Source organism: Planococcus maitriensis (genome assembly GCF_003289925.1).
Taxonomy (GTDB): domain Bacteria; phylum Bacillota; class Bacilli; order Bacillales_A; family Planococcaceae; genus Planococcus; species Planococcus maitriensis.
In genome coordinates this window covers 983567-1006471 of the sequence record NZ_QLZQ01000001.1, presented here as the reverse complement: position 1 = coordinate 1006471, position 22905 = coordinate 983567, and the positions used below count along the sequence as shown (strand labels likewise).

General features: G+C 49.5%; 27 protein-coding genes. 5 read left to right on the top strand and 22 right to left on the bottom strand.

Features of this window, described 5'->3' with window-relative positions; all coding sequences use genetic code 11:
* Positions 1 to 2 precede the first annotated feature (2 nt).
* The 13 genes from DP119_RS04855 to DP119_RS04795 form a co-directional block, all read right to left on the bottom strand.
* A complete protein-coding gene (locus tag DP119_RS04855; protein WP_112231363.1) occupies positions 3 to 2324 on the bottom strand; it encodes a penicillin-binding protein in 2322 nt (773 codons plus the stop codon).
* Positions 2321 to 2680, bottom strand: coding sequence for a cell division protein FtsL (ftsL, locus tag DP119_RS04850; protein WP_058383507.1), 360 nt, complete (start codon positions 2678 to 2680; stop codon positions 2321 to 2323). Before ftsL ends, DP119_RS04855 begins: the two co-directional genes overlap by 4 nt.
* A gap of 12 nt (positions 2681 to 2692) precedes the next feature.
* On the bottom strand, positions 2693 to 3631 hold the full coding sequence (gene rsmH, locus DP119_RS04845; RefSeq protein WP_112231361.1) for a 16S rRNA (cytosine(1402)-N(4))-methyltransferase RsmH: 939 nt from the start codon (positions 3629 to 3631) through the stop codon (positions 2693 to 2695).
* 21 nt (positions 3632 to 3652) lie between these two features.
* On the bottom strand, positions 3653 to 4084 hold the full coding sequence (gene mraZ / locus DP119_RS04840) for a division/cell wall cluster transcriptional repressor MraZ (protein WP_112231358.1): 432 nt from the start codon (positions 4082 to 4084) through the stop codon (positions 3653 to 3655).
* Between the two features lie 147 nt (positions 4085 to 4231).
* A complete protein-coding gene (gene bshC / locus DP119_RS04835) occupies positions 4232 to 5851 on the bottom strand; it encodes a bacillithiol biosynthesis cysteine-adding enzyme BshC (protein WP_112231356.1) in 1620 nt (539 codons plus the stop codon).
* A gap of 75 nt (positions 5852 to 5926) precedes the next feature.
* Positions 5927 to 6307 (bottom strand): DUF3397 family protein, encoded by a 381-nt coding sequence (locus tag DP119_RS04830; protein ID WP_112231354.1) that lies wholly within the window; start codon positions 6305 to 6307, stop codon positions 5927 to 5929.
* Positions 6307 to 7164, bottom strand: a complete 858-nt coding sequence (locus DP119_RS04825; RefSeq protein ID WP_112231352.1) for a ketopantoate reductase family protein — start codon at positions 7162 to 7164, stop codon at positions 6307 to 6309. The genes DP119_RS04830 and DP119_RS04825 overlap by 1 nt, the downstream gene beginning before the upstream one ends.
* A gap of 110 nt (positions 7165 to 7274) precedes the next feature.
* Positions 7275 to 8825, bottom strand: a complete 1551-nt coding sequence (locus tag DP119_RS04820) for an acyl-CoA carboxylase subunit beta (RefSeq protein WP_112231350.1) — start codon at positions 8823 to 8825, stop codon at positions 7275 to 7277.
* A 28-nt stretch (positions 8826 to 8853) separates the two neighbouring features.
* Entirely contained in the window at positions 8854 to 9069 is a 216-nt protein-coding gene (locus DP119_RS04815) for an acyl-CoA carboxylase biotin carboxyl carrier protein subunit (protein ID WP_112231348.1), read from the bottom strand.
* Positions 9066 to 10415, bottom strand: a complete 1350-nt coding sequence (locus DP119_RS04810) for an acetyl-CoA carboxylase biotin carboxylase subunit (RefSeq protein WP_112231346.1) — start codon at positions 10413 to 10415, stop codon at positions 9066 to 9068. Before DP119_RS04810 ends, DP119_RS04815 begins: the two co-directional genes overlap by 4 nt.
* Before the next feature lie 162 nt (positions 10416 to 10577).
* Positions 10578 to 11330, bottom strand: a complete 753-nt coding sequence (locus DP119_RS04805; protein WP_112231344.1) for an enoyl-CoA hydratase/isomerase family protein — start codon at positions 11328 to 11330, stop codon at positions 10578 to 10580.
* A 103-nt stretch (positions 11331 to 11433) separates the two neighbouring features.
* Positions 11434 to 11610: a 50S ribosomal protein L32 gene (gene rpmF / locus DP119_RS04800; protein ID WP_082799159.1), complete on the bottom strand. Its 177-nt coding sequence runs from the start codon at positions 11608 to 11610 to the stop codon at positions 11434 to 11436.
* A 24-nt stretch (positions 11611 to 11634) separates the two neighbouring features.
* Positions 11635 to 12171: a YceD family protein gene (locus tag DP119_RS04795; RefSeq protein ID WP_112231342.1), complete on the bottom strand. Its 537-nt coding sequence runs from the start codon at positions 12169 to 12171 to the stop codon at positions 11635 to 11637.
* 127 nt (positions 12172 to 12298) lie between these two features.
* Here DP119_RS04795 and DP119_RS04790 point away from each other — a divergent pair, with 127 nt between their 5' ends.
* The gene (locus DP119_RS04790) at positions 12299 to 13513 is read left to right on the top strand and encodes a nucleotidyltransferase (protein ID WP_112231340.1); all 1215 of its coding nucleotides are present in this window, start codon (positions 12299 to 12301) and stop codon (positions 13511 to 13513) included.
* On the opposite strand, the gene DP119_RS04785 is transcribed toward DP119_RS04790, so the two are convergent.
* From DP119_RS04785 to rsmD, 3 genes are read right to left on the bottom strand one after another with little or no spacing between them, the layout of a single operon-like run.
* Entirely contained in the window at positions 13486 to 14511 is a 1026-nt protein-coding gene (locus tag DP119_RS04785; protein WP_112231338.1) for a SepM family pheromone-processing serine protease, read from the bottom strand. The genes DP119_RS04790 and DP119_RS04785 overlap by 28 nt on opposite strands.
* 55 nt (positions 14512 to 14566) lie before the next feature.
* The gene (gene coaD, locus DP119_RS04780; RefSeq protein WP_112231336.1) at positions 14567 to 15046 is read right to left on the bottom strand and encodes a pantetheine-phosphate adenylyltransferase; all 480 of its coding nucleotides are present in this window, start codon (positions 15044 to 15046) and stop codon (positions 14567 to 14569) included.
* Positions 15039 to 15614, bottom strand: a complete 576-nt coding sequence (gene rsmD, locus DP119_RS04775) for a 16S rRNA (guanine(966)-N(2))-methyltransferase RsmD (protein WP_112231334.1) — start codon at positions 15612 to 15614, stop codon at positions 15039 to 15041. The genes coaD and rsmD overlap by 8 nt, the downstream gene beginning before the upstream one ends.
* Positions 15615 to 15697: 83 nt before the next feature.
* Here rsmD and DP119_RS04770 point away from each other — a divergent pair, with 83 nt between their 5' ends.
* Complete coding sequence (locus DP119_RS04770) at positions 15698 to 16078, top strand: DUF7147 family protein (RefSeq protein WP_112231332.1); 381 nt, start codon at positions 15698 to 15700, stop codon at positions 16076 to 16078.
* On the opposite strand, the gene DP119_RS04765 is transcribed toward DP119_RS04770, so the two are convergent.
* On the bottom strand, positions 16079 to 16351 hold the full coding sequence (locus DP119_RS04765) for a YlbG family protein (protein ID WP_058383491.1): 273 nt from the start codon (positions 16349 to 16351) through the stop codon (positions 16079 to 16081).
* 126 nt (positions 16352 to 16477) lie between these two features.
* Here DP119_RS04765 and DP119_RS04760 point away from each other — a divergent pair, with 126 nt between their 5' ends.
* Positions 16478 to 17395 carry a glycerophosphodiester phosphodiesterase family protein gene (locus tag DP119_RS04760; RefSeq protein ID WP_112231330.1) on the top strand — a complete coding sequence of 306 codons (918 nt, stop codon included), beginning with the start codon at positions 16478 to 16480 and terminating at the stop codon, positions 17393 to 17395.
* Positions 17396 to 17429: 34 nt separating this feature from the next.
* Here the strand turns inward: DP119_RS04760 and DP119_RS04755 are convergent, their stop codons facing one another.
* Together DP119_RS04755 and DP119_RS04750 are read right to left on the bottom strand one after the other, a co-directional pair.
* Positions 17430 to 17876, bottom strand: coding sequence for a YlbF/YmcA family competence regulator (locus DP119_RS04755; protein WP_112231328.1), 447 nt, complete (start codon positions 17874 to 17876; stop codon positions 17430 to 17432).
* Positions 17877 to 17987: 111 nt separating this feature from the next.
* A complete protein-coding gene (locus tag DP119_RS04750; RefSeq protein WP_112231326.1) occupies positions 17988 to 19052 on the bottom strand; it encodes a CAP domain-containing protein in 1065 nt (354 codons plus the stop codon).
* A 140-nt stretch (positions 19053 to 19192) separates the two neighbouring features.
* Here DP119_RS04750 and DP119_RS04745 point away from each other — a divergent pair, with 140 nt between their 5' ends.
* Positions 19193 to 19558 carry a YugN family protein gene (locus tag DP119_RS04745; RefSeq protein WP_112231324.1) on the top strand — a complete coding sequence of 122 codons (366 nt, stop codon included), beginning with the start codon at positions 19193 to 19195 and terminating at the stop codon, positions 19556 to 19558.
* An 87-nt stretch (positions 19559 to 19645) separates the two neighbouring features.
* Complete coding sequence (gene ytvI / locus DP119_RS04740; protein ID WP_112231322.1) at positions 19646 to 20704, top strand: sporulation integral membrane protein YtvI; 1059 nt, start codon at positions 19646 to 19648, stop codon at positions 20702 to 20704.
* A 315-nt stretch (positions 20705 to 21019) separates the two neighbouring features.
* Here ytvI and DP119_RS04735 read toward each other — a convergent pair whose 3' ends face one another.
* The 3 genes from DP119_RS04735 to ctaF form a co-directional block, all read right to left on the bottom strand.
* Positions 21020 to 21481, bottom strand: a complete 462-nt coding sequence (locus DP119_RS04735) for a DUF420 domain-containing protein (protein WP_112231320.1) — start codon at positions 21479 to 21481, stop codon at positions 21020 to 21022.
* 20 nt (positions 21482 to 21501) lie between these two features.
* The gene (gene ctaG, locus DP119_RS04730) at positions 21502 to 22428 is read right to left on the bottom strand and encodes a cytochrome c oxidase assembly factor CtaG (RefSeq protein ID WP_112231318.1); all 927 of its coding nucleotides are present in this window, start codon (positions 22426 to 22428) and stop codon (positions 21502 to 21504) included.
* Between the two features lie 143 nt (positions 22429 to 22571).
* Positions 22572 to 22904 (bottom strand): cytochrome c oxidase subunit IVB, encoded by a 333-nt coding sequence (gene ctaF, locus DP119_RS04725; protein ID WP_112231316.1) that lies wholly within the window; start codon positions 22902 to 22904, stop codon positions 22572 to 22574.
* Between the last annotated feature and the right edge of the window lies 1 nt (position 22905).

Genomic DNA, 22905 nt, shown 5'->3' with positions numbered 1-22905 from the left:
ATTTATTCATTTTCGTTAGTTACGGATGGTTCCGTCGGTTCTTCCATTGGTCCTGTCGGCTCTTCCGTTGATTCTTCCGGCAGCGGCCCAGCGCTTTCTTGGCTTTCCGTTGCAGCTGATTCACCGTCAGGCAACTGTGCCTCTTCAGCATTCAGCGATTGCTCCGGATAGAACACTTCGGGAGGCTGCAATTCGATGATAACAGATTCACCGCTCTCTGGCACGGCGCCTTCGGCAACACTTTGCGTCATGGCGAAGCCTTGCCCGGCAATCCCAAGCGGCAATCCGCTGAGTGCCTGGAATGCCAGCAGCTCCCGTTTCGACCAGCCTGTGAAATCCGGGATAGCCGTGGTGCCGCCGGTTCTCAAAATGATGTTTTCACCAGCCACCAGTTTCTCGCCGGCGTTTGGATATTGGTCGCTTATTTGAGAATTATCGCCAGCAATGACCGGGTTCAACCCCTTGGCCTTGAGCTGGGAAACCGCTTCTCCCACAGGAAGCCCTGTATAATCATCGACTTCGACAGTTTTTGCTTCCACGGAGTTCTCTGGTGCGATGTTCAAATACTTCAACCCATTCTCCATGACCGAAGTGAAGATTTTGGACACGGGCACCGAACCGTATTCATCCGCTGGCAATTGAGGCTGCTGCACCCCGATATAAATCAACAGTTCCGGATCTTCTGCCGGTGCCATTCCGAGGAATGAGAACAAATAATTGTTCGTGCCCGACATATATCGGCCATCTTCTCCTGGAACTTGCGCTGTTCCCGTCTTCCCGGCAACAGAATAGTCCTGCAATGCGAAGCCTTTTGCCGACCCTACTTCCGATGTGACAGTGGAAGCCATGATTTCCCGCACTTCTTTCGCCGTTTCGGCTGAAATCGGCGTGCCGGCTTGTTCAGGCTCGGATTTCACCGTCACATCGCCTGTATCGGGGTTTTTGATTTGGTCGATGATATACGGTTTCATCATCGTGCCGTCTCCGGCAATGGCAGTAGCTGCCTGGATCATCTGGATTGGCGTCACAGTCGATCCCTGCCCGTAGGAGGTGGTCAATTTATTGATCGGGTATTGATCGAGGATTTTTCCTGCCGCTTCATTCGGCAAGTCAATGCCCGTTTTTTCGCCAAACCCGAAAGCGTCCACGTAATCCATGAAAGTATCCGGCCCGAGGCGTTCAAGCAAATAGCCCATCGAGACGTTGGAAGAACGCTGGAAGCCCTCAAGGAACGTGATGCTGCCCCAGCCGCGGCCGCTGTTATGGTCGCCGATCGTGCGGTCCAGCAATGTATAGGTACCGGAATCGTAATAAGCATTCGGGTCCCATTTGCCTTCTTCGACAGCCGCTGCCAATGTGAAGACTTTCATCGGCGAGCCAGGCTCGATCGTCAGCTCGATGCTTTCATTCAACCAGTTGTCCGATAAGCCTTCGCGCGTGTTCGGGTTGAAGGTCGGGCGCTGGGACATGCCCAAGATCTCGCCTGTATCCGGATCTGCGATCACTGCGATCATGCGCGCCGGATTATATTCTTCCTGGACGCTCGACATGGCATCTTCCAGAAAGTTCTGGAGCGTGCGGTCCAGCGTCAATTGGAGATTGGATCCATCGACAGCGGGAGTGACAGCTTCTTGGCTGTTCGGCAATAAATAACCCCATTTATCGGTGTCGAATTCCATTTTCCCGTTCTTGCCCGTCAATACTTCATCATGGATCGATTCCAAGCCCATCTTGCCTTTGGTTTTCACTTGCCCGTCCTCGAATTCTTCTTTCATGGCGAATCCGATCAAATGGGAAGCGAACACACCGTTCGGGTAAAGGCGTTTAAGGTCCTTGACGAACAATAAGCCCGGCAAATCTTTTTCTTTCATTTCAAGCATCTGGGTATGGCTGATTTCACGCCCGGCTGCGCCGAACTCCACCTGGTAACGGTCTTTTTCAATCCCATTTTCCAAAATGCTTAACAATTCTTCTTTGGGCGTCCCCAATTGCTCAGACAGGTACGCCGCTGTTTCTTCGGCATCGATGACGTGGTTCGGTTGTTCCGGATTTGTCGTCACCGATTCATCCAGCACCGCCACTAGTTTATATGTCAATGTATCTTCTGCAATGACTTCACCGTTGCGGTCCAGAATCTTCCCGCGTTCTGCGGTCAATACTTCTTCCTGGCTGTATTTGGCAGCTGCTCTCGCAGCCAATTCCTGGCCTTCCACTTTGCCCGTCGCTTGAATTGTGATTATTCTGGCCATTAAAAGGAAAAAGAGCCCTGCAAATAGTAAAAATAGCAGAAAGGCTCCTCCTTGAAAACGAAATTTTTTCTTCATTGCCCTGGCACTACCTTTACATTTCGCTCATTTAATTTTAAGCCGTAATCCTTTGCTTTCGACCAAATGCGCTCATATGAAGACAGTTCACTTACTTGCACGGACAAATCGGTATTTTGTTTCGTCGTTTCATTGATTGAATTTTCAATTGTCTGGATTTCCTGCGTGGAAGCTTGGATCGTCGACTGGTTTTGCAAGACGAGCAATGCGCACATGATGCAGACAGCCAGGAAAGCTGTATAAAGGATCTTCTCGCCTTTGGTGATGCGTTTTTTCTTTTTTGCCGGCTGTCTATTCGGACTTTGCGGAACGGCCGGCTGCTGGATGTAGGTTTGGGTTCTCGCATTCAACGCCATTTAAACACGTCCTTAGAGTTTGATTTTCTCCGCAATCCGCAACTTGGCGGAACGCGACCGATTATTATGCGCCAATTCTTCTTCCGATGGCAATATTGGTTTTCGAGTGATTAATTTCAATTTCGGTTCTAGCCCATCCGGGATGACCGGCAAGTTCGGAGGCAACTCCGGAAGCGATGAAGCTTCCTTGAACAATGCCTTCGTCAAGCGGTCTTCAAGCGAATGGAAAGTGATGACGCTGATTCTTCCACCGACTGCAAGCATGTCGATTGCATCCTGCAAAGAAGTCTCAGCAGCCCCGAGCTCATCGTTCACTGCGATACGGATCGCTTGGAACACGCGCTTTGCCGGATGGCCGCCTTTGCGCCTCGCGGGTGCCGGTATGCCCTCTTTGATGCATTCAACCAGCTGCGCTGTCGTTTCGATCGGTTGCTTTTCCCGGGCAGCCTCGATTTTACGCGCAATTTGCTTGGAGAATTTTTCCTCCCCGTAGCGGTAGAAAATGCGCACCAAGTCTTCAAAGCGCCATTCGTTGACGACGTGGTAAGCGCTTAGTTCCGCGCTCTGGTCCATCCGCATATCGAGCGGGGCGTCGTGGTGATAGCTGAAACCGCGTTCCGGCGTGTCGAGCTGGGGCGAGGAAACGCCCAAATCATACAAGATGCCGTCCACTTTCTCGACACCGTGTTTTTCCAATTCATCTTTTAAATGCTTGAAATTCGCATGGATGAAAGTGATCTTATGTAAATGGTCTTTCAGTTTTTCCTTTGCATGCTCGATTGCTGTCACATCCTGATCAAAGCAGTACAGATGTCCCTGATCGGATAGCTGCTGGGCCAAATATTCGCTATGGCCCGCACCGCCGAGTGTACAATCTACATATATGCCATCAGGACGAATGTTCAGCCCATCGACAGTTTCATGCAGCAAAACTGTAGTGTGATTGAACAACCCAGTCCCCCCGTTCGTTAATTAAAAATCAAAGTCAGTTAAGTTTTCAGCAATTTCATTAAAGGATTCTTCGGATTCTTCGAAATACGTTTCCCATGCATCTTTCGCCCATATTTCGAACCGGTTGGAGACGCCTAGTATGACGCACTCTTTTTCGATTTTCGCATATGACAATAGCGATGCAGGTATATTGACGCGCCCCTGCTTATCAAGTTCCACTTCCTGTGCCCCTGAGAAGAAAAAACGGGTGAATGCACGCGCATCTTTTTTCGTAACTGGCATTTCTTTTAATTTTTCTTCAATTTTATTCCATTCATTCATCGGATAACCAAATAAGCACTGATCCAGGCCCCTGGTGATCACAAAATGCTCACCAAGCAATTCACGGTATTTTGCAGGCACGATTAATCTGCCCTTAGCATCAACATTGTGTTGAAATTCGCCCATGAACATGCCTTTCACCCCACTTATTATAATTAATGTACCACATTCCCCCACATGCCACCACTTGTTTTTGAAATATTTCACTATTGTTACAGCATTTCATCTCAAAGAGTTTACTTCATATAAAAAAAGCCTGCATATGCAGGCTTTTCCAAGTTAAAGAATGACAATTTTGTGGGTGGTATCATAATTTAGCGGAAGGGCCAATAGGTCTTCCACCAAGGCCGCACCATATTGATTCAAATATGGGACCGGGTTGTAAACTCTTTCCTGTAAACCGCCCTCAGGCAATAAAGCATTTTCAATCGCTGCCAGCTGATTGAACTGCGTGCTGTTCTGTATTGCCACTTCATCTTGCAGCTTGTTTTTCAGGAAGTCGAGCTGATTCAAGTGGATGCGTAAATTCTTTTCGGCTAAAGGCGTGAGACCGGCGCTCACCGCCGTAAAGCGGCTAACCAGTTCTTCGTACTCTTCAGCCAAGCCTTGCTTGACCTTGTCGATTTTCGCTTCGGTCTCTTCATCCCTTATATGATCGAGCAACTCATTGCGCAGCTGGGGGATTTTCCGCTCGACAACGACATCTTCGAAACTCAGGCCCCTCTTGTCCAATAGCGCTGCCGTCCGCCGGTCGACCAGGCTGACATTGAGCCGCGGCATGACGATCGGCATTTCCATGCCCATTACATCAAAAGCGCCTTTCAATGCTGCCCAATAGGCGATCTCTCCAGGCCCCCCGACAAAAGCGAGAACCGGGAAGACGAGATCCTGCATCAATGGGCGTGTCACGACGTTATTGCTGAGGCGTTGTGGCTCGCGCTTTGCGATATCCAAGAGTTCTTGTTCCGTGTAGCTCAGAGCGGTATTCTTGACGGCAAAACGGCTTCCGTCACGTTCAAGCAACAAGCGCTCGCCTTCAATCGTGATGAAAAGATGCGCCGCTTCCTCTTTGGCATCGATCCCTGCCGAATAGCCATCCTTTTGAAGTGCAGTTTCGGCTTCCACAACGGTTTCCGCTATTGCCCCGCTGTTTTCGATGATTTTTGTAAAAAAGCTTGATTCATAAGCGCGCAATTGATCGTATGCGGCATCGATGTATAGCAAGCCTTCTTTTTCAAAGAAATGGTTGAGCAGGCTTGCGAAAAATGAGGTGAACGTATCCGCTTTCCCAAGATGGCCGAACACTAGGGAATGGATTTCCTTCGTATGGGCGGTCTCAGGCAAGCTGCGGAAATACTCTTCCAAAAACGACTCGATTTCCCCGGTTTTGAGCGGCGCGTATGAAGCAGCGCATTTCCCCAGTTTGGCATGCGGATAATTCAGTTTCTCGACACGCCCGTTCGTTTCGCGGTAAATATGGCAGATCTCTGCCAAGTCGTGGTCCTCACCGGCAATCCAAAAAACCGGAACGACCGGCGTATCCAGCTTTTCAGAAGCTTCTTTCGCCAATAAAATTGAGGAAATCGCTTTGTGCACCGTATATAATGGCCCGGTCAGCAATCCAGCCTGCTGGCCGGTGACGACAACCGATGCGCCTGCTTCGAAATGCGCCAGATTTTTCCTGGACGCTTCAGATATCCCGAAAGGCTCCATATAGCCCTCGATGATGGATGCCAGTCTTTTCCGGTCGACCGGGTGGCTTTCAAGGGATTCAAGCCTTGTACGGGCTTGTTCCAAAGAAGGCTTATAGGAAAAGTATTGCAAAATCTTTGGTTCCTCATTCGTATAATCAGCCATCAATTTGGAGGATGGCGGTATGTATTTCTCCTCTAATTTCATGAATTTGAATCCCCTTTTCGCTTTACATTCAAAGACTACTATAACAAAAGGTGGATTGCTTGAGAAAAAATCCGCTTAGCGGAATGATTGGGCCGCTAAAAATATCAGCCCCGTAAGCCAAGTGGCAGCATAAATTGCAGATAAAGCCAAGAAACAAATGCGCCAGGCTTTGCGCAGGAATTTGATCACTTCCAGTTCTTTCTGGGTCTTCCATTCCCGGATCAGGAGAAAAATCGCAAACAATAAGGCTGCCATGAAGATGAAAGGCTGGACTTCTGCTCCAAACAGCAATTCAATCGATGCCGGCACTGAAAAGAACAAGAGAAAAGCGGTGATATCGGCAGCGATGCCAAGCGCTTTGCGTTTCTTGGATTTATAGCTCAATGCGTAGACAAATAAAAACAAGATAAACGGGACGTAAAGCAATACGTTCCCGGCAGTAGATACCCATTCCATCAGTTTTCCTCAACAGTCTTCAATAAATGGTAAAACGCTTTGAATAAAGGCAGATCCAATTTTGAAATCTGCAGGATATACAGCATCAGGCCATCTACATCCATCGGGTCCCCGGCCATGCGGTCTGCAAGCATAGCCGATATTTCCCCGGGGTGTGAGGCGCAATAAGCTGCGACACGTTCGATCGGCTGCAAGGTTTCGATTTCCGGAAACGCCAAATACATTTCGTTGTACAGATTGCGGAATAATTCGTAAGCATTCGGTTCCGTGATCAAGCGCCCCTTCTCGATTTTCATCATGGCCGTCAACGGATTGATGAGACTGTCCCTCAACAGTTGTTCGAACAGCCGCTTTTCGATGTCCTCTGTCCACTGCACAGCCATCTGGGCCACTTTAGTGAGCGGTTCGAAATGCGCTGGCTCGCCCTTCAATAAACCAAAGCTGAGTTGAGGCGTTTTTGTGTACTTAATTTCATGTGCATTGACTTTGACCGCGTCGCAATCCAATGTGCCGGCCGCGATCTGGCGGTGTGCCAGCAAACGGGCTTTTTCGACATAGAGCATCCCTTGTTGGATAAACACGAGCGGATTGCTCGGACGGCGGATTTTCAGCAGCCTTAATGTGGGCGGCAGTTCTTCTGAATGAACCGTAATGAATATGTAAGCGTTCGGGTCCACCTGTTCGAAATCGGTATAAGCAGCGATCCGCTGTTGTTCGGTTCCACATATGAGGCCATGCGCGTTGAGATCGGCGGCTTGTTCTTCGTCCATGACGATCAGCTGGACTTCGCCTTCTTTTTTCAGTAGATGTGCAAGCAGCAATGCCTGGGCGTTTCCGCCGATAATTGCGAATTTCATGGAAACCCCTCCTTTTTGAGAGCAATCGTAGGCAGGAGACGCTCGCTTGTCTTGAGCGTCTGCTAAAAAAGAAGCCTGCCTTATTAGGCAGACTCCACGTCTAATACTCATTATACAGGAATGATCGGATGTTTTCGATATGGCAAGGGCAAATCTTTCGTCGCATAAATCGACAAGCGCTTGGACAATTCTTCGCGAAGTGCATACGGCGCGACGATTTCATCGACAATAAGCTCTGACGCCAAACGGTAAATATTAATTTCTTCTTTATACTCCTGATGCTTCTGCTGTACATAGGCAAGGCGTTCTTTCGGGTCTTCAATCGCTTCGATCTTGTTGGAATAGACCGCATTGACCGCCGCTTCAGGGCCCATGACGGCAATTTGCGCTGTCGGAAGCGCAATGCATACATCCGGCTCAAATGCCGGGCCTGCCATTGCATACAAACCGGCGCCATAAGCCTTACGCACGACGACCGAAATCTTCGGCACAGTAGCCGCACTCATCGCGGAGATGAACTTGGCCCCGTGGCGGATAATCCCTGCGCGTTCGACTTTCGTCCCGATCATGAAGCCAGGCACATCAGCCAGGAACAGGAGCGGAATCGAGAACGCATCGCATAGGTTGATGAATTTTGCGCCTTTGTCCGCAGAATCCCCGAACAGGACGCCGCCTTTCACTTTCGGCTGGTTGGCGATGATGCCGACCGCTTGCCCGTCAATGCGCGCTAGGCCCGTGATCAATTCAGGCGCGAAGAGCTTCTTGATGTCGAAGAAGCTGTCTTCATCGATCAACTGGTCGATCAATTCATACATATCAAACGGCGCGTTCTGGTTTTCGGGAATGATCTCTTCCAGGCTGCGGCCTGCTTTTTTCGCTTTCGCTTCAATCTTTCCAGGCTTGACCGCAAAATTCGCCGGGAAGAACGCCATATAGCGGCGTGCTTCCGAAATCGCTTCTTCTTCAGTGGATACGAGCACATCGCCGACACCGCTTACGGTACAGTGCATGCGGGCGCCGCCCATTTCCTCGAGCGACACTTTTTCGCCGATGACTTTTTCCGCCATGCGCGGCGATCCCAAATACATCGAAGCGTTGCCTTCGACCATGATGACGATATCGCAAAATGCCGGGATGTATGCCCCGCCAGCCGCAGATGGGCCGAATAATAAGCATACTTGCGGCACCATGCCGGACATGCGCACTTGGTTATGGAAAATTCGTCCAGCGCCCCGGCGGTTCGGGAACATCTCCAATTGGTCGGTGATGCGCGCGCCTGCTGAGTCGACCAGGTAAAGCATCGGCACTTGCATCTTTTCTGCCGTTTCCTGGATACGGATGATTTTCTCCACAGTCCGTGAACCCCACGACCCTGCTTTAACGGTAGAATCATTCGCCATGACGCAGACGGTTTCGCCGCTCACTTTCCCGATCGCCGTCACGACGCCATCAGCCGGAAGATCTTCCGCTTCCACATTCGCGAAGCGCCCATCTTCAATATAATCACCGTCATCGAACAACAAGTTCAAGCGGTCTCTGACAAATAGTTTATTGCTTTCTTTCAATTTTTCATGGTATTTCTCTTGGCCCCCCGCAAAAATCTTGGAAAGCTTTTCTTCTAACCGTGTATTGTACCCCGTTGTTTCAGTCGTTTTCGTCATTTCTCCCACCCCTTTGGATTCAAATGCCTTATTCGCCGAGCGTCACCAATGTGTCCCCTTCGTTGACGAAGCTGCCAACTTCCACATCGACTTTTTCGACTTTCCCGCCGAATTCCGCTTCTACCGGAATTTCCATTTTCATCGATTCAAGGGTCATGACGGTTTGTCCCGCTGATACGGAATCCCCTTCGGATACTGAAATATTCAAGACCGTTCCGGCCATAGTTGCTGTTAGTTGTTTCATACTGTTTTTTCCTCCTTCTGTTGTGTAAGCCACTGAGCCAATACGGCCGTCGCATAATTTCCTTCTATAAATGGTTTGGATTCAATGAATCGGTCGAATAACGGCAGGTTGGTCTTGACCCCTTCAATTGCCGTTCCGTCGAAGAACTTCCTGGATTTCTCCAATACTTCTTCCCGCGAGGCTCCCGTCAAAATTACCTTGGCGATCATGGGGTCGTAGAATGGCGTCACTATATTGCCTTCTTCGTAACCTGTCTCGATGCGTGCACCGGCGGCCCATTTCAAGACAGCTAATGTCCCTGGTGAGGGAAAGAAGGTTTTCGGGTCTTCCGCATAGATGCGGTATTCGATTGAATGGCCGCTTGTGCGGATCGTGTCCTGCCCGGGCAAAGTTTCTCCCCTGGCCACATTTATCTGCCATTCGACGAGGTCCACGCCTGTCACCTCTTCCGTAATCGGGTGTTCCACTTGCAGCCGGGTATTCATTTCCAGGAAATAGAAGTCGTTATTTTCATCAACGATGAACTCGACCGTTCCCGCATTCGTGTAGCCGACCGCGCGCGCCGCTTGAACGGCTGCTTCGCACAGCTTGGCTCTGGCGGATTCCGGCAAGTCCGGAGACGGCGATTCTTCTATGACTTTTTGGTTGCGGCGCTGCACGGAGCAATTGCGCTCGTACAAGTGAACGATATTGCCCGACTCATCCCCGAAAATCTGCACTTCGATATGGCGTGCATTGGCAATGAATTTCTCCAAATAGACGATATCGTTGCCGAAATAGGCTTTGGCACGGTTTTTCACCGAATCAAACTGCTGAGTGAGCGCTTGCTCATTTTCACACAACACCATGCCGATTCCGCCGCCGCCCGCACTTGCTTTCAACATCAACGGATAACCGATCTCTTTCGCTTCCATCACGGCCGCATCAATATCTGATACCCCTTCAGCTGTGCCTGGAACGACCGGCACGCCAGCTTGTTTCATCGTGTGCCGGGAGCCGAGCTTATCGCCCATCGTCTCGATGACTTCAGGTTTCGGGCCGATAAAGATAAGCCCTGCATCTGTGACTTTGCGCGCAAAATCCGCATTTTCCGATAGCAGGCCATAGCCCGGATGGATCGCTTCAGCGTTGCGCTTTACTGCTTCTTCAATGATGTTATCTGCTTGTAGATAGGATTGCGCGACCGGATTCGGGCCGATCGCCGCCGCTTCTGTCGCTTCACTCACATACGGCAGGTCCCCATCTGCCTCGGAGTGGATTGCGATGGTTTCGATACCGAGGCGGTCGCATGTGCGTATGATGCGCCGTGCAATTTCGCCCCGGTTGGCAATCAGGATTTTTTTCATGTATGAAATACCCCCTAAGTTTTCTCCCTTCTCTAGCATATACGAATTTTGTAAGCGATTTCAACTATAGAAAAAAATATTTTCCATAATGTTCCGTCTGTTCGGTTCTGTCACGTGGTGAAGCTATCGTTGAACCATAAAAAATAAGCCCCCTAAGGAGCCTTATTTTTTGCTTTTGTTCAAGAAACCATCTACAGCCTGATGATGAGCTTCTTCCGCCCATAATCTAGCGCATTCACGGATTTCTTGATCGACGCGCTGTTTCAGGTTTGTTTCCTGCCATTTGCGTATGGCGATCTCTTTATACGCGCGGTGAACGGCAGGCAGGACACGGTGCATCGATTCCAAAAACCGGTCGATATCCCCGTCTTCTTCAATGATGGCGCTGGCCCAGCCGTTCTCGAGCAGTTCACTTGCCGTGTATGCGCGCGCATCGCTGAGCATCTTAAGTGCAGCATCTTGTTTCAAGGTTTCAAATAGGTATGTGCCTCCACCCCAGCCGCTTGTGATCGCAAGCGTCCCTTGGATGAAGCCGCATTTGGCGTGGCTTCTGACAAGACGGTAATCGCAAGCCGTCGCAATCTCACAGCCCCCGCCGACCGCCGTGCCGTTGACAAGCGCAATGACAGGCACGGGGATTGTCTTGATGCGGTACAGGGCTTCACCCATGCGGCTGAGCATTGGCCATGCCTGCTGTTCAGTCTTTAGCTCGTGAAAAACGGATAGATCACCGCCTGAACAAAAGGCTTGCTCGCCTGCTGCGGTGATGATGACAAAGCGGATGTCTTCTACCCTTGCTCGTCTGGCAAGTTCTTCAAATCCTTCCATCACTTCGTTATTGATGGCATTGCGGATTTGCGGCCGGTCGATCGTGAATGTCATGACCTGATTTTTCGTTTCGATTATGTATGCCATAATTATGCTCACCTCAAGTTCCATTCTACCTGTTTTTCGGCAAATGAAAAAGGTTATCGGGAGCCATGGCCTCCAGATAACCTCTTTCTAAGCAAATACTGTTTTATTTGCTAGCTACTACTTCTTTGCCTTTGTATGATCCACATGCTTTGCAGACATGGTGAGCCAATTTACTTTCGCCACAGCTTGGGCACGCTACCATACCAGGTACGGATAGCTTGAAATGCGTACGGCGTTTTCTTTTAGCGGTTTTGGATGTTCTTCTGAACGGTACAGCCATTGGTGACACCTCCTTACAATGATTCTATTCATCTGTCTGATCGAAATACTTGGCTAAATCAGCCAGTCTTGGATCCGGTTTTGATTGTGCTTCTTCCTTCTCGGCCTGAACTTCTTCATCTGTCAAATAAGACCAGTCGTTGCCGCCTTTGATGACGGTTTGTTCCGAATCTTCCTTAAAGACCTGTATAGGGACTTCAAGGGCGATCAGCTCTTCCAATATCGGCTGAAGATCGATGACTTCAGTCGTTACCGCGTGGACATATTCGCCCTCGCCTTCTTCACGGCCTTTTTCAGACCAATCGAAGATTTCCACGGTGTCGATGCTGACCGGGTATTCGACATCTTCCCAAGTTCGTGCGCAGGGCAGCGTTAGCGTCCCTTCAAGATGGAGCATGCACGTCATTTGTTGCGAACCAATCGTACAGTGTCCTGTGACGTGTATAGGAGATACGGCGCGAATATCGCTATTGCGCTTTTTCGCCTCATCCAATTGAACATACTGGTCAATCGGCATCCCGTCGTTACGATACTTTTGTAGCTGTTGAATCGCTATTTTCATAAGTAATCACCTCAAGACAACAAAGTTGATTATATAATGTAGAACAAACGATGTCAAGAAAAAATCTTGTCACCATAATTCGCCCATCGTTATACTAGAACTAATCATACCAAAAGAAGGTGCTGTAATGAAAGCGACAGGAATCGTTGTTGAATATAACCCTTTCCATAATGGCCATTTGCATCATGCGGCAAAAGCAAAGGAGCTATCCGGCGCCGATGTCGTCATCGCCGTCATGAGCGGCCAATTCCTCCAGCGCGGCGAGCCGGCGTTCGCCGATAAATGGGTGCGCACTGAAATGGCGCTCTCGGCTGGCGTCGATGTCGTCATCGAATTGCCCTATGCTTTCGCGACAGCTCAGGCTTCAGAATTTGCGCGTGGCGCCATCCACTTGCTCGATGCAGCAGGATGCGCTTCTTTTTGCTTTGGCAGCGAGCAAGGCGAGATCGAGCCGTTCCTGAACAGCCTGGAATTATTGAGTACTGAAAAAGAGCAATACGAAAAAGTCATCCATGACCGGGTCCAGACCGGCATCAGCTACCCGAAAGCGCTGAACGACGCATACTTGAGCTTAACGAATGGCAGCGGGCGTTATGCCGACTTGACCAAACCGAACAATATCCTTGGCTATCATTATGTAGAAGCTGCCCACGCCCTCCACAGCACGATGGCCCCCTTGACGATACAGCGCATCGGTGCGGGTTACCACGACCCTCTGGAGCCAGGCGTCGCAATCGCAAGCGCGACGGGAATCCGCAATGCTTTCTTCGAGGGCGAAGAACTTGCCGAACTGGCTCCGTATCTTCCACCGAGCAGCATCCGCTTGCTTGAGCGTGTTCACGCGGAGCAGGAAGGATTCGTCGACTGGCAAAGATTCTACCCGATGCTGCGTTTCACCATTTTGCGCGAAGGGCCAAAAGCGCTTGCCCGGTTTGCCGAAGTGACTGAAGGCATCGAAAACCTCATTCATGAGTCGGCCAAGCGTTCGGAAACCTTCGATGCGTTCATCAATCGGGTGAAAAGCAAACGCTTTACCCGTACGCGCATACAGCGCATGCTGACCCACATCTTCACCGGGTACACACAGTCGGAAGCACAAGCCGCCATCCGTCCCGAATACCTCCGCTTGCTGGGCATGACAAACAATGGCAGGCGTTATTTGAACGAACAGAAAAAAGCCACCCCGCTCCCTGTCATCAGCCGCGCCGCGGATTTGACAGGAAACATGGGACAGCTCGATATTCGCGCTTCCGCGCTCTACCTTCAAGCGGCAGGCGCAGACTCATTGAAAAAAGAATACACGACACCGCCTATTTACATCGGCGATAGTTCCGCTAGATAATCAAGCGCGGCATCGATGTCGGTGACCGGGACGATATCCATCCCGGTGCCGATTTCCTCTGCCGTTTCCAGGGCTTGGTCGAAATTGCTCGGCAATTCCGAATCGGTTTCATCATCGGGCGCGAAGAAAATATCGATGCCGGCACGGTCCGCCGCCATGACTTTCTGGTCGATCCCGCCGATGCGGCCGACCGTCCCGTCGCTTTCCATCGTACCGGTTCCCGCTATATCATAGCCTTTGGTAATGTCTTCATCCAGCAATTGGTTCAAGATCTCCAAAGTGAACATCAACCCCGCAGACGGCCCGCCGATGGTGTCCGAATCGATCGAAACATCCGGAGTCGTTTCGATTTCCTTGTCTTCGACAAATGAAATGCCGATGCCCGCCCGCTCTGGCTCCGTCGGCAACGGCGCGAGTGTGACCGTTTGGTTGATGGTGCGCTCATCGCGCTCGATCACCAGTTCCACTTCATCCCCCACTTCTTTTGTGCTTAAGTAATCAAGGAATTCTTCCATCGAATCATAGGCCTGCCCATCGATTTCCATCAAGCGGTCGCCGGGCGATAATAAACCGGCAGCAGCTCCGTCTTCGAGTACGTTCAAGATGAAGACGCCGTTGCTTGAAACTTCATACGGCTTTCCAGCCTCTTCAAAGGCTACTTGCAGCGCATTGACCTGGGAATCGGACATCAGCTTCAATTGCCTGACATTGTACTCCTCATCGCTTTCATGCGGGCTTCTTACTTGTTCCGGGTCGAGCACTTTATACCCTTCCTGGAATTGGGCCATGATATACAATGCAGGCGTCGCATTGAACATCGTCACGGTCATCAAGCTGAGTGTGCCCGCGTCATCTTCGTCACGCCCATCGACTTCCACCAGCGGCGATAGCTCGTACGCGTCGCCGGGGCGCGAAATATATGCATCCAGACGGTAGGAGCTGACAAATACGACGAGCGCCATCACCAGCACAAAAAACCACAGTTTTTTATTTTTCATCGGATATCCTCTCCTTTTTGTTCGGCCAACAACAAAAAGCCACGTATCACGTGACTTATTTGAACTTTTCTATTAATGCATTTTCCACCGCTTCGGGTACAAGCCCGGATATCGTGCCTTGATACTTCGCCACTTCTTTGACGATACTCGAACTGAGGAAAGAATATTGGTTGTTTGACACCATGAACAAAGTCTCGATGTTCTCATTCAAAAAACGGTTCATGGACGTAATCTGCATCTCGTATTCAAAATCCGATACCGCCCTCAAGCCGCGGATGATCGCATTCGCTTTTACTTCCACCGCGTAGTCGATCAACAAGCCTGCAAAAGAATCGACGGTCACATTCGGAATGGTTTTGGTCACTTCGGCAATCAAGGCCATCCGTTCATCCACATCGAATAATGGATTTTTTGATGAATTGTTCATGACCACCACTTTCACTTCATCGAAAATCGATGATGCCCGTTTTACGATGTCCAAATGGCCCATCGTAATCGGGTCGAAACTCCCCGGTACTACTGCAATTTTAGTCAATACGTTCTCCCTCTTCCCCCTGGTAGCGGTAAATTGAAATGATGGTGTTTCCATATAATTCCTTTTTAAAACGGACGCATCCCGCTGTTTCATCAGGCAATTCGATATCCCGCTCGTGTTCGCACACGATAATCGCTTCGTCTTCAAGCAGGCCGAGTTCAGCCGCCTTCCCCAACAGCCCGTAAGCTTTTTCCATCTGGTAAGGCGGATCGAGAAACAGCAAGCGCGCCTTTACGCCGTTTTTCTTCATGGCTTTCAATGCGCGTTCAGCATCGGCACGGTAGACTTCCGCCGATTCTTTGAATCTGGTTTTTTCCAAATTGGCATGGATCGTCTCCACAGCTTTTTTGTCTTTGTCGGTAAATATGGCATGGTCAACCCCACGGCTCAACGCTTCAATCCCAAGCCCGCCGCTGCCGGCAAACAAGTCCACTGCCGTTCCGCCGTCAAAAAATGGGCCGATCATATTGAAGATGGATTCTTTCACTTTATCAGTCGTCGGCCTCGTCGAATTTCCCGGAACCGCTTTCAAAGGCAGGCCTTTTGCCTGTCCTGCTACTACACGCATACTATCGCCTCTTACTTTATCATTTTAGTACTGCAAATGCCGCCCACAATGGTAGAATGGATTCTGGAAAGGACGTGTTTTAAATGATACAACGTTTTATCGAACTTGGAGAAGGGTACGGCGATATATATGAACTTCGCCAATTGATGGAGAGCAATAAAGAGCGGTTCATGCACGGATTCGTTTTCGTTTCCAAAACGAAAGACGGGCATCCTGTCGTTTCCATCGCCGCTGCATTCAAGCCGGCCCAAGAAGGCAATTTCATGCCGATCTATCTATGCCGCGAAGGCATACCGGACGGGTCTAAGCGCCTGGCCGTGTTCGAGGATGCGGTTAAACGACTTGGCCATGAGCCGATTCGCATGGACGTCAAGCATTCTTCGCAATACGCAGACACCAAACTTTATTTCGGCCATCTCATCGCCATTCTCAGGCTCAACCATTATATTCCGCCGATGCAATGATCACAAGCCGATTTTATAATCGTATTCTTTCGCTTTATCCGGCTTGGCATTCTCATATTCCGTCTTAAGGAAAGGACGCTGGGATTCCAGCACTTTCTTTACGTACGGGAGTTTGGATAATTTTTCTTTCGTGGCTTCGATTTTGTCCTGGTCCATGTAGACGACGACATATTTCAATTTGCGGGAAATAAAATGGACGTGCCCATACTTCCGCAACGATTTGGCTTGTTTCAGCTGATGCACATAGACAATCAGACCTTGGCGATCATGCATATCTATCCCTCTTTTCTAAACTCTAGAATACCATAGGTTTAAAAAAAGCCGCAACCGAATAAACTGACAGCAAGTGCAGCGTTCCGCTATAATGTGGATACTACCAAAACAGGGGGTAATACATATATGGGCAAGAAAACGAAAATCGGCCTGGCCGCCGCCGCAGTCGGCGCCGCTGCCTGGGCCGGTTCAAAAGCATTTACCGAACCGCAGGAACGGCCGCAGAAAGCCGTTCTCGATTATGGGCATCCAATCGTCCTCGCCCACCGCGGGGGCAGCTCACTCGCACCTGAGCATACGATGGCAGCCTTCGACCGGGCTGCAGAACTTGGGGTGCACGGTTTCGAAATCGACATCCGCATGACCAACGATGAGGAAATCCTGGTGTTCCACGATGAGTTTGTCGACCGTACCTCCGGCTCAGCTGGCCGAGTGGCTGAAATGACACTGGATGAGCTGCGCGCGCTTGATTTCGGTTACCATTTCGTCGATGGCAAAGGCGAGAATTCCTATCGCGGAAAAGGCGAAAAAGCCGTCCTGCTTCGTGAATTGCTGGAGAAATTCCCGCAGATGTACATCAATATCGACATCAAAGATGCCCCTGATACCTATGAGGGCAGCCTGGTCCCTTCCAAACTTTGGCGCTTGATCGAATCCATGGGTGCGGAAGACCGCGTCGTCGTCACCAGCTTTTACGACGAGCAGATCGACCGCTTCAATCTATACGCACAGAACCGCGTGGCTCTCGGCGCCGGGGAAAACGAAGTGCGCAAAGCCTTCACTGCATTCAATAGCCAGTTCGGCCATCTTTATGTGCCCCGGGCTGACGTTGTGCAGATCCCGGTGAAGCATTCGGTGTTCCGCCTCGACTCTGCACGGTTCATTGCCTTCCTGGACCGATTGAATGTCCCGGTCCATTACTGGGTCATCGACGACAAGGAAGCGATGGAAAAATTGATCGGCGCCGGAGCCAAAGGCATCATTACCGACCGCCCTGATATCGCCCTTGAATTGATCTCGGCAGTGGAAGAAAAACGCCAATAAAAAAGTGCAACCGACATCGGTTGCACTTTTTTTATTATGCGGAGCAAGAACAGCCGCCGCCTGTGCCGCAGCCGCTCCCGCATGAGGAATCCGAAGAAAAGAACGGATTGCTCGAAGGGATCTTGACCGCTTCTGACACCGACCGGCCAAGGATGAAGCTGACTTGGTCCATCAAGTCCTGCAGCTCGTTTTCCGCGAGCCGAAGCTCTGCAACTTTCTCATTCAGGTCCAGCCGCCGCTTGTCTACACGGATTTGTTTCATTACCCGCTTATAATCCGGGTGGTATTTGCCGAAGCGCTGCACTTCTTCGTACAGCTCCTTCAGCCTGGCGAAATCGTGGATCTCTCTCGCCAATAGTTTATCGCTATAGACAGAGTCATAGGCCTCGCGATATTTCGCTGCCTGCTCTGATTGCAGTATCATTTCACTCAGCTCGTCCGCAGAGTCAGTTATACCGACCCATTCGTAGGTCATGATCACTTTGCATTCCTCCTCTACGCTTACATCATATCAGATTTATTTCCGGATTCCTATGCTGTTCACTCCCATAAATGGCTGAAAGCGATGGATTGTCCAGTGCCGCTGCTTTATTTATTGGCTTTCATAGGCACCGGGAGCCTGTTTCAACAGGATCTGGCTGTAGTATTTGCCAAACACCCCGACGCCGACCTGGTTATATTGCGTGCTCAATAAAGTTCCCCGGTGGGCCGGGGAGTTGAACCACCCGTGCAATGTCTCAGGCGCATCATAGTAACGCGAAGCCGTATTGATGGCAGCGAGGTCGAACGGGATATCCGCCCCTTGCAGGCGGGCTTCCAGATCCGCCACTTCCATCTCTGCGGAAGTGAATTCCATACGCGCCATTTCCTCACTCGTTTGTTTGGCCAATAAACTGATGCCGAAATTTTCCTCGACCAAGGAACGTTGATGGCGAAGCCTATAAACATTGGTCAAATCGACCAATTGCTTGGCGTTCGCCTCATCGATCGACCGCTGCAGCGTCGATGACGGCATTGGCGTCACCAATAGATCCCCAGAGTACATCATATCGTAAGGCTGGTGCCGGATCAGCGTTTCTGCATCCATGAACCTGACTGCCTCCAGTTGCTGGTCTTCAGCATCGATATACAATTGTGCATACAGGTCTTCGAAACTGACCAAGAGCCGCTTATCCATGTCCTGTTCACTTAAATTGAATGTATAGGTATTGGTGCCGTATTTAACGGTCACTTCGTTCTGGACGATCGTAAACCTGTAGAGCTGCTCCAGCGTCTGGCCGATGTCATAAGGTTCGATATCCGTCGATTCCCCTGCCGCAAACACCTGGACAACCCGCCCTTCCTTGACCCCGGCCATGACAAAATTGGAATATGCAGCGTCGTAAACCCACCATTCATATGCATAGGCGGATGGTTCGATACGGTCGGGCTGGCCATGCTCTTCAAGCCAATCTTCCGTTGCCCCCCCGATATGTACGGAAAGCCCGCTCGCCGGCCGTTCCACATCGAGTGCCGACTCCGTTAAGTTATCCGCCGGCAAAGGGTCGGCAGGGCGTGGAGCTTCAAGCAATTCGTTTTCACTGATTGACGGGTCCAAGTAGAACAGCCCAATCAGGACAATCGCCAAGAAAATCATGATGCGTAACAAGTCCTTCATTGAATCAGCTCCTGACACCCATTTTCCCCATTATAACAGCCGCCTGCATTCTGACACAATCTAGCCATTGCATGTACCCAAAATATGATCTATTATTAAAGGAGCATTCAGTCTTTTTTTGTTATAGAGGAGGAGATCCCATGTATTTTGAAAATACAGGACTAGAGAACATCGAAGTGGATATTACATTGCTTGAGGACATCATGAACAAGCATGGCTTGACGAAAGAAGGCCAGTGGGATTATGAGCGCGTCACATACGACCGCAAATTCATGGTCCGTGAAGGCACATATTATTTGCGCGTATTCGCATATGCCATTGATGGAGATGTTGACGCGAACGATGCGGTTGTCCGTGTCTTGAAGCCAGTCATCGGCAAGCATTACTATCCGCACGGCGTGGAATATGGCGAAGACGAGCATTTCCCGGACCACCTATTGAAAACTAGCGCTGAAATTTTGGCTTCCATCAAAAAAGAAATTTCCGAGTTCGAAATCAAAGCGTAAAATTTCCGCAGTTCAATATGAACTGCGGTTTTTTTAAACAAATGCTTTGCCGTGAAATTTCACGCAGTCAATTGAAGGAGGTTTATTGTGGGCAAGTGGTTTAATAAAAAACTGGCGACAATTTTGCTGGTCATCGCCGTATTGGTATTAATCTCTATATACATATTGCCGATTGCAGTTCCGCTGATCCTCGCCTTGCTTACCGCCATCTTCCTGGAGCCCTTTGTGAAATTCGTGCAGAGAAGGTTCAAGTGGGAGCGTAAAGGCGCTGTCATTACAGTGTTCATCCTTTTCCTAGTCATCGCTTCAGGCTTGGTCTATTGGATCATCACGCAATTGGTTGGGCAAATTATACAATTTTCAAAAATGGTCCCAGAATATACAAATTCCCTTTCACAAATGTGGGGTGAAGTGGAAGCTTTCTTCCTGCGCTCCACCGCCGAGATGCCGGTAGAAGTCGTCAATTCATTTGAAACTGAAATGATCACTTTTGCCGAAGGCATCCGTGATTGGATCTTGACCTTCGTCAATTATGATACAGTGACCAATTTATTGACGGGCATCCCTTCGTTTTTGGTCAGTTTCATCGTCTTCCTCATCGCCTTATTCTTGTTCATGCTTGATCTAATGGATTTGAAAGGCATGCTCTTCAACCGGCTGAAGGAGTCGACTGCCGAGAAAGTCCGCTTCATGAGCGCCCGGCTGAACAATGTCGTCTTCGGCTTCCTGAAAGCCCAGTTCCTGGTCAGCTTGATCATCTTTGCGGTTTCATTGATCGCCTTATTATTCATTGCACCGGAATATGCACTGGTCATGTCGCTGGTCATTTGGATCATCGATTTCATCCCGATTCTCGGTTCGATCATCGTATTGACTCCTTGGTTCATCTATATGTTCATCGTCGGCGATATCGTCCAAGGAACGCAATTGGCCATCTTGGCCCTGGTGCTATTGGTCATCAGAAGAACAGTCGAGCCGAAAGTGATGGGAACCCAAATCGGGCTTTCTCCCCTTGCCACCTTGATCGCCATGTTCATCGGCCTTCAATTGATCGGCTTTCTCGGATTCTTTATCGGGCCATTACTGGTCATCCTCTTTACTTCGGCACGCGAAGCCGGAATCATCAAGATGGAGTTTAAAGTTTAAAAGGCAAAATAAAAGCACTGAGCAAATTATGCTCAGTGCTTTTTCATAGTGTTGAAGAAATTTGAAATCGCTATAAATGAAAAAGGAAACCACTTATTCCACAATCAAAAATCAATGTTCTATGCAAGTATTTGGAGAAGCGTTCGCTCGACTCCAGTGGATCAGCGAGACGACCGAGACCCCGCAAGGCGCGAAGCGGCTGAGGAGGCTTGGGCGCGAGCCCACGGAAAGCGAGCGATAAGCTTCGGAAAATACGGTGTCTAACCTTTCTCGAAAACCGAAAAAGCACTGAGCAAGTTATGCTCAGTGCTTTTATTATCCACCCAGAATTGCTTTGAAAACTGATGTCGTATGGCCGCCTTCGTAGAATACATAGAGCAATAAGTAAACCATTACTCCTGTAATTGCAGTGAAGAACCAGACGACGCTCGTGAACGGTCCGATCTTGCGGTGCTTGTCGAGGCGGTTTTTCAAGCCCCAGTAAATGGTCACCAGCCCCATCACAGCCCCGATCGTTGCAAGCGTGATATGGAAAATCAGGAAGACGGTATAATAGATCTTCAACTCGTCCGGCCCGCCGAATGCGGTGTTTCCTACGAACAAGGTGCGCGAGACATAGATGATGAAAAACGTCAGCGCGGCAGCCCCGGCGCCAAGCATCACTTTTTTATGTGCTTCGATACGGCGTTTGAGGATCAAGTTCCATCCGATCGCAACCAAAATGGCGCTCAAGACGATAAAGAATGTACTGATGGTTGGCAAAAGCGGCAAATTCATTTAATTAAACTCCTTTTGGGTCATTGCCCATTATGTCTGTAATACGCCATATCCTTGCGGTCCTGCAAAACTTTGGCAGTGATTTCATCCGCATTGGCGGTTTCGTTTTTAAGCCATTCATGAAAGACCAGCCAGATAAAGACTGTGAACACCAATTCCTGGATGATTTTCATCGTAATACCGCCTGTGCGCTGGTCTTCGATCAGCGACATATTCGTGAAGAGTTCCGGTCCCGATAAGTTAAGCTGGGCCAATGTCCCTGCAGGCACACATAAAGCCATTGCCTGCATCCAGGCTTCCCCGTCTGAATAGGTTGCGTAAAATGGGGTGGTGCTGAAAATGATCAAGGCACAAGCTGGCGTCATCAAGACGCTCAAGCCGAATAAATAGCCCAATTTCTTCAGTCCGTGGAATTTGTGCATGCCTTCCAGATTGTTGACCACCGGCCACCAGTAAAGAAGCGCCGACACGAACAGCAAAGTGCTGACGATGCTGTGGATCAGCATGTCCTGCTTGACGAAATCGAAGACAAGCGGCAAATGATAAACGGAGAAGAACAAGCTGAACAACAGCAAAGCAATCAATGGTTTAGTGAAAAACATGAACAAAGGGTTAATGATTGGCAAAGCGATGAATGCCCGCCATAGATATGAAGGGATTCCCATGATAATTAAAGGGGCAGCCAATAACAGGAGCAGCGCCATCTGGACCATATGCATCGTCAAGGTGATATGTCCAAGCAAATCGACCGGCGATCCTTTCAAGACATAGATCAATGCCATCCCTGAGACGAAAAGCAATGCTTGTTTCGTTTGAAGCGGTTCACTATCAGTGAATTTATGTCTCCACTTAGTGGTAAGCAGAAAGTATAAAAGTGTAATCAGTACGAGAAATCCGAAATACCAGGGGCTCCATAACGCTTCGAAGCCAAAAATGCTGATCGGCATTAGACCGTACCTCCTTTTTCCTTAAGTAACCTCATTATATAGGGGATGCCTTGGCATATCAATGAACGAATCATGACATTTAACCGGCTTAAGCCGTAAACAGAAAAAACTCCGGACTGTAAGAAGTCCGGAGTTTTTCATTTTTACCACCAAACGATGGTGACCATTGCGATGATCGTCATGAATGCGACAAACATGCCGCTGAACATGAAGAATGCCATCATGCCGTGGCCTTTATTGCTCATGTGCATGAAATGATACAGCTGGAGCACTACTTGGATTGCAGCCAATAACAAGATGATCGGCACGATCAAGTAAGTTGAGAAATCAGCTGCCACTAGAGTGAACGCGATCAATGTCAAGAAGATCATCATAGCGAATGATGTTAACTGGCCGCGCATTTCAGCAGCACGTTTTTTCTTGATGAATTCGAATTCCGCTCTGGATCTGTGAATATCATGAGTATCGTGTGCCATA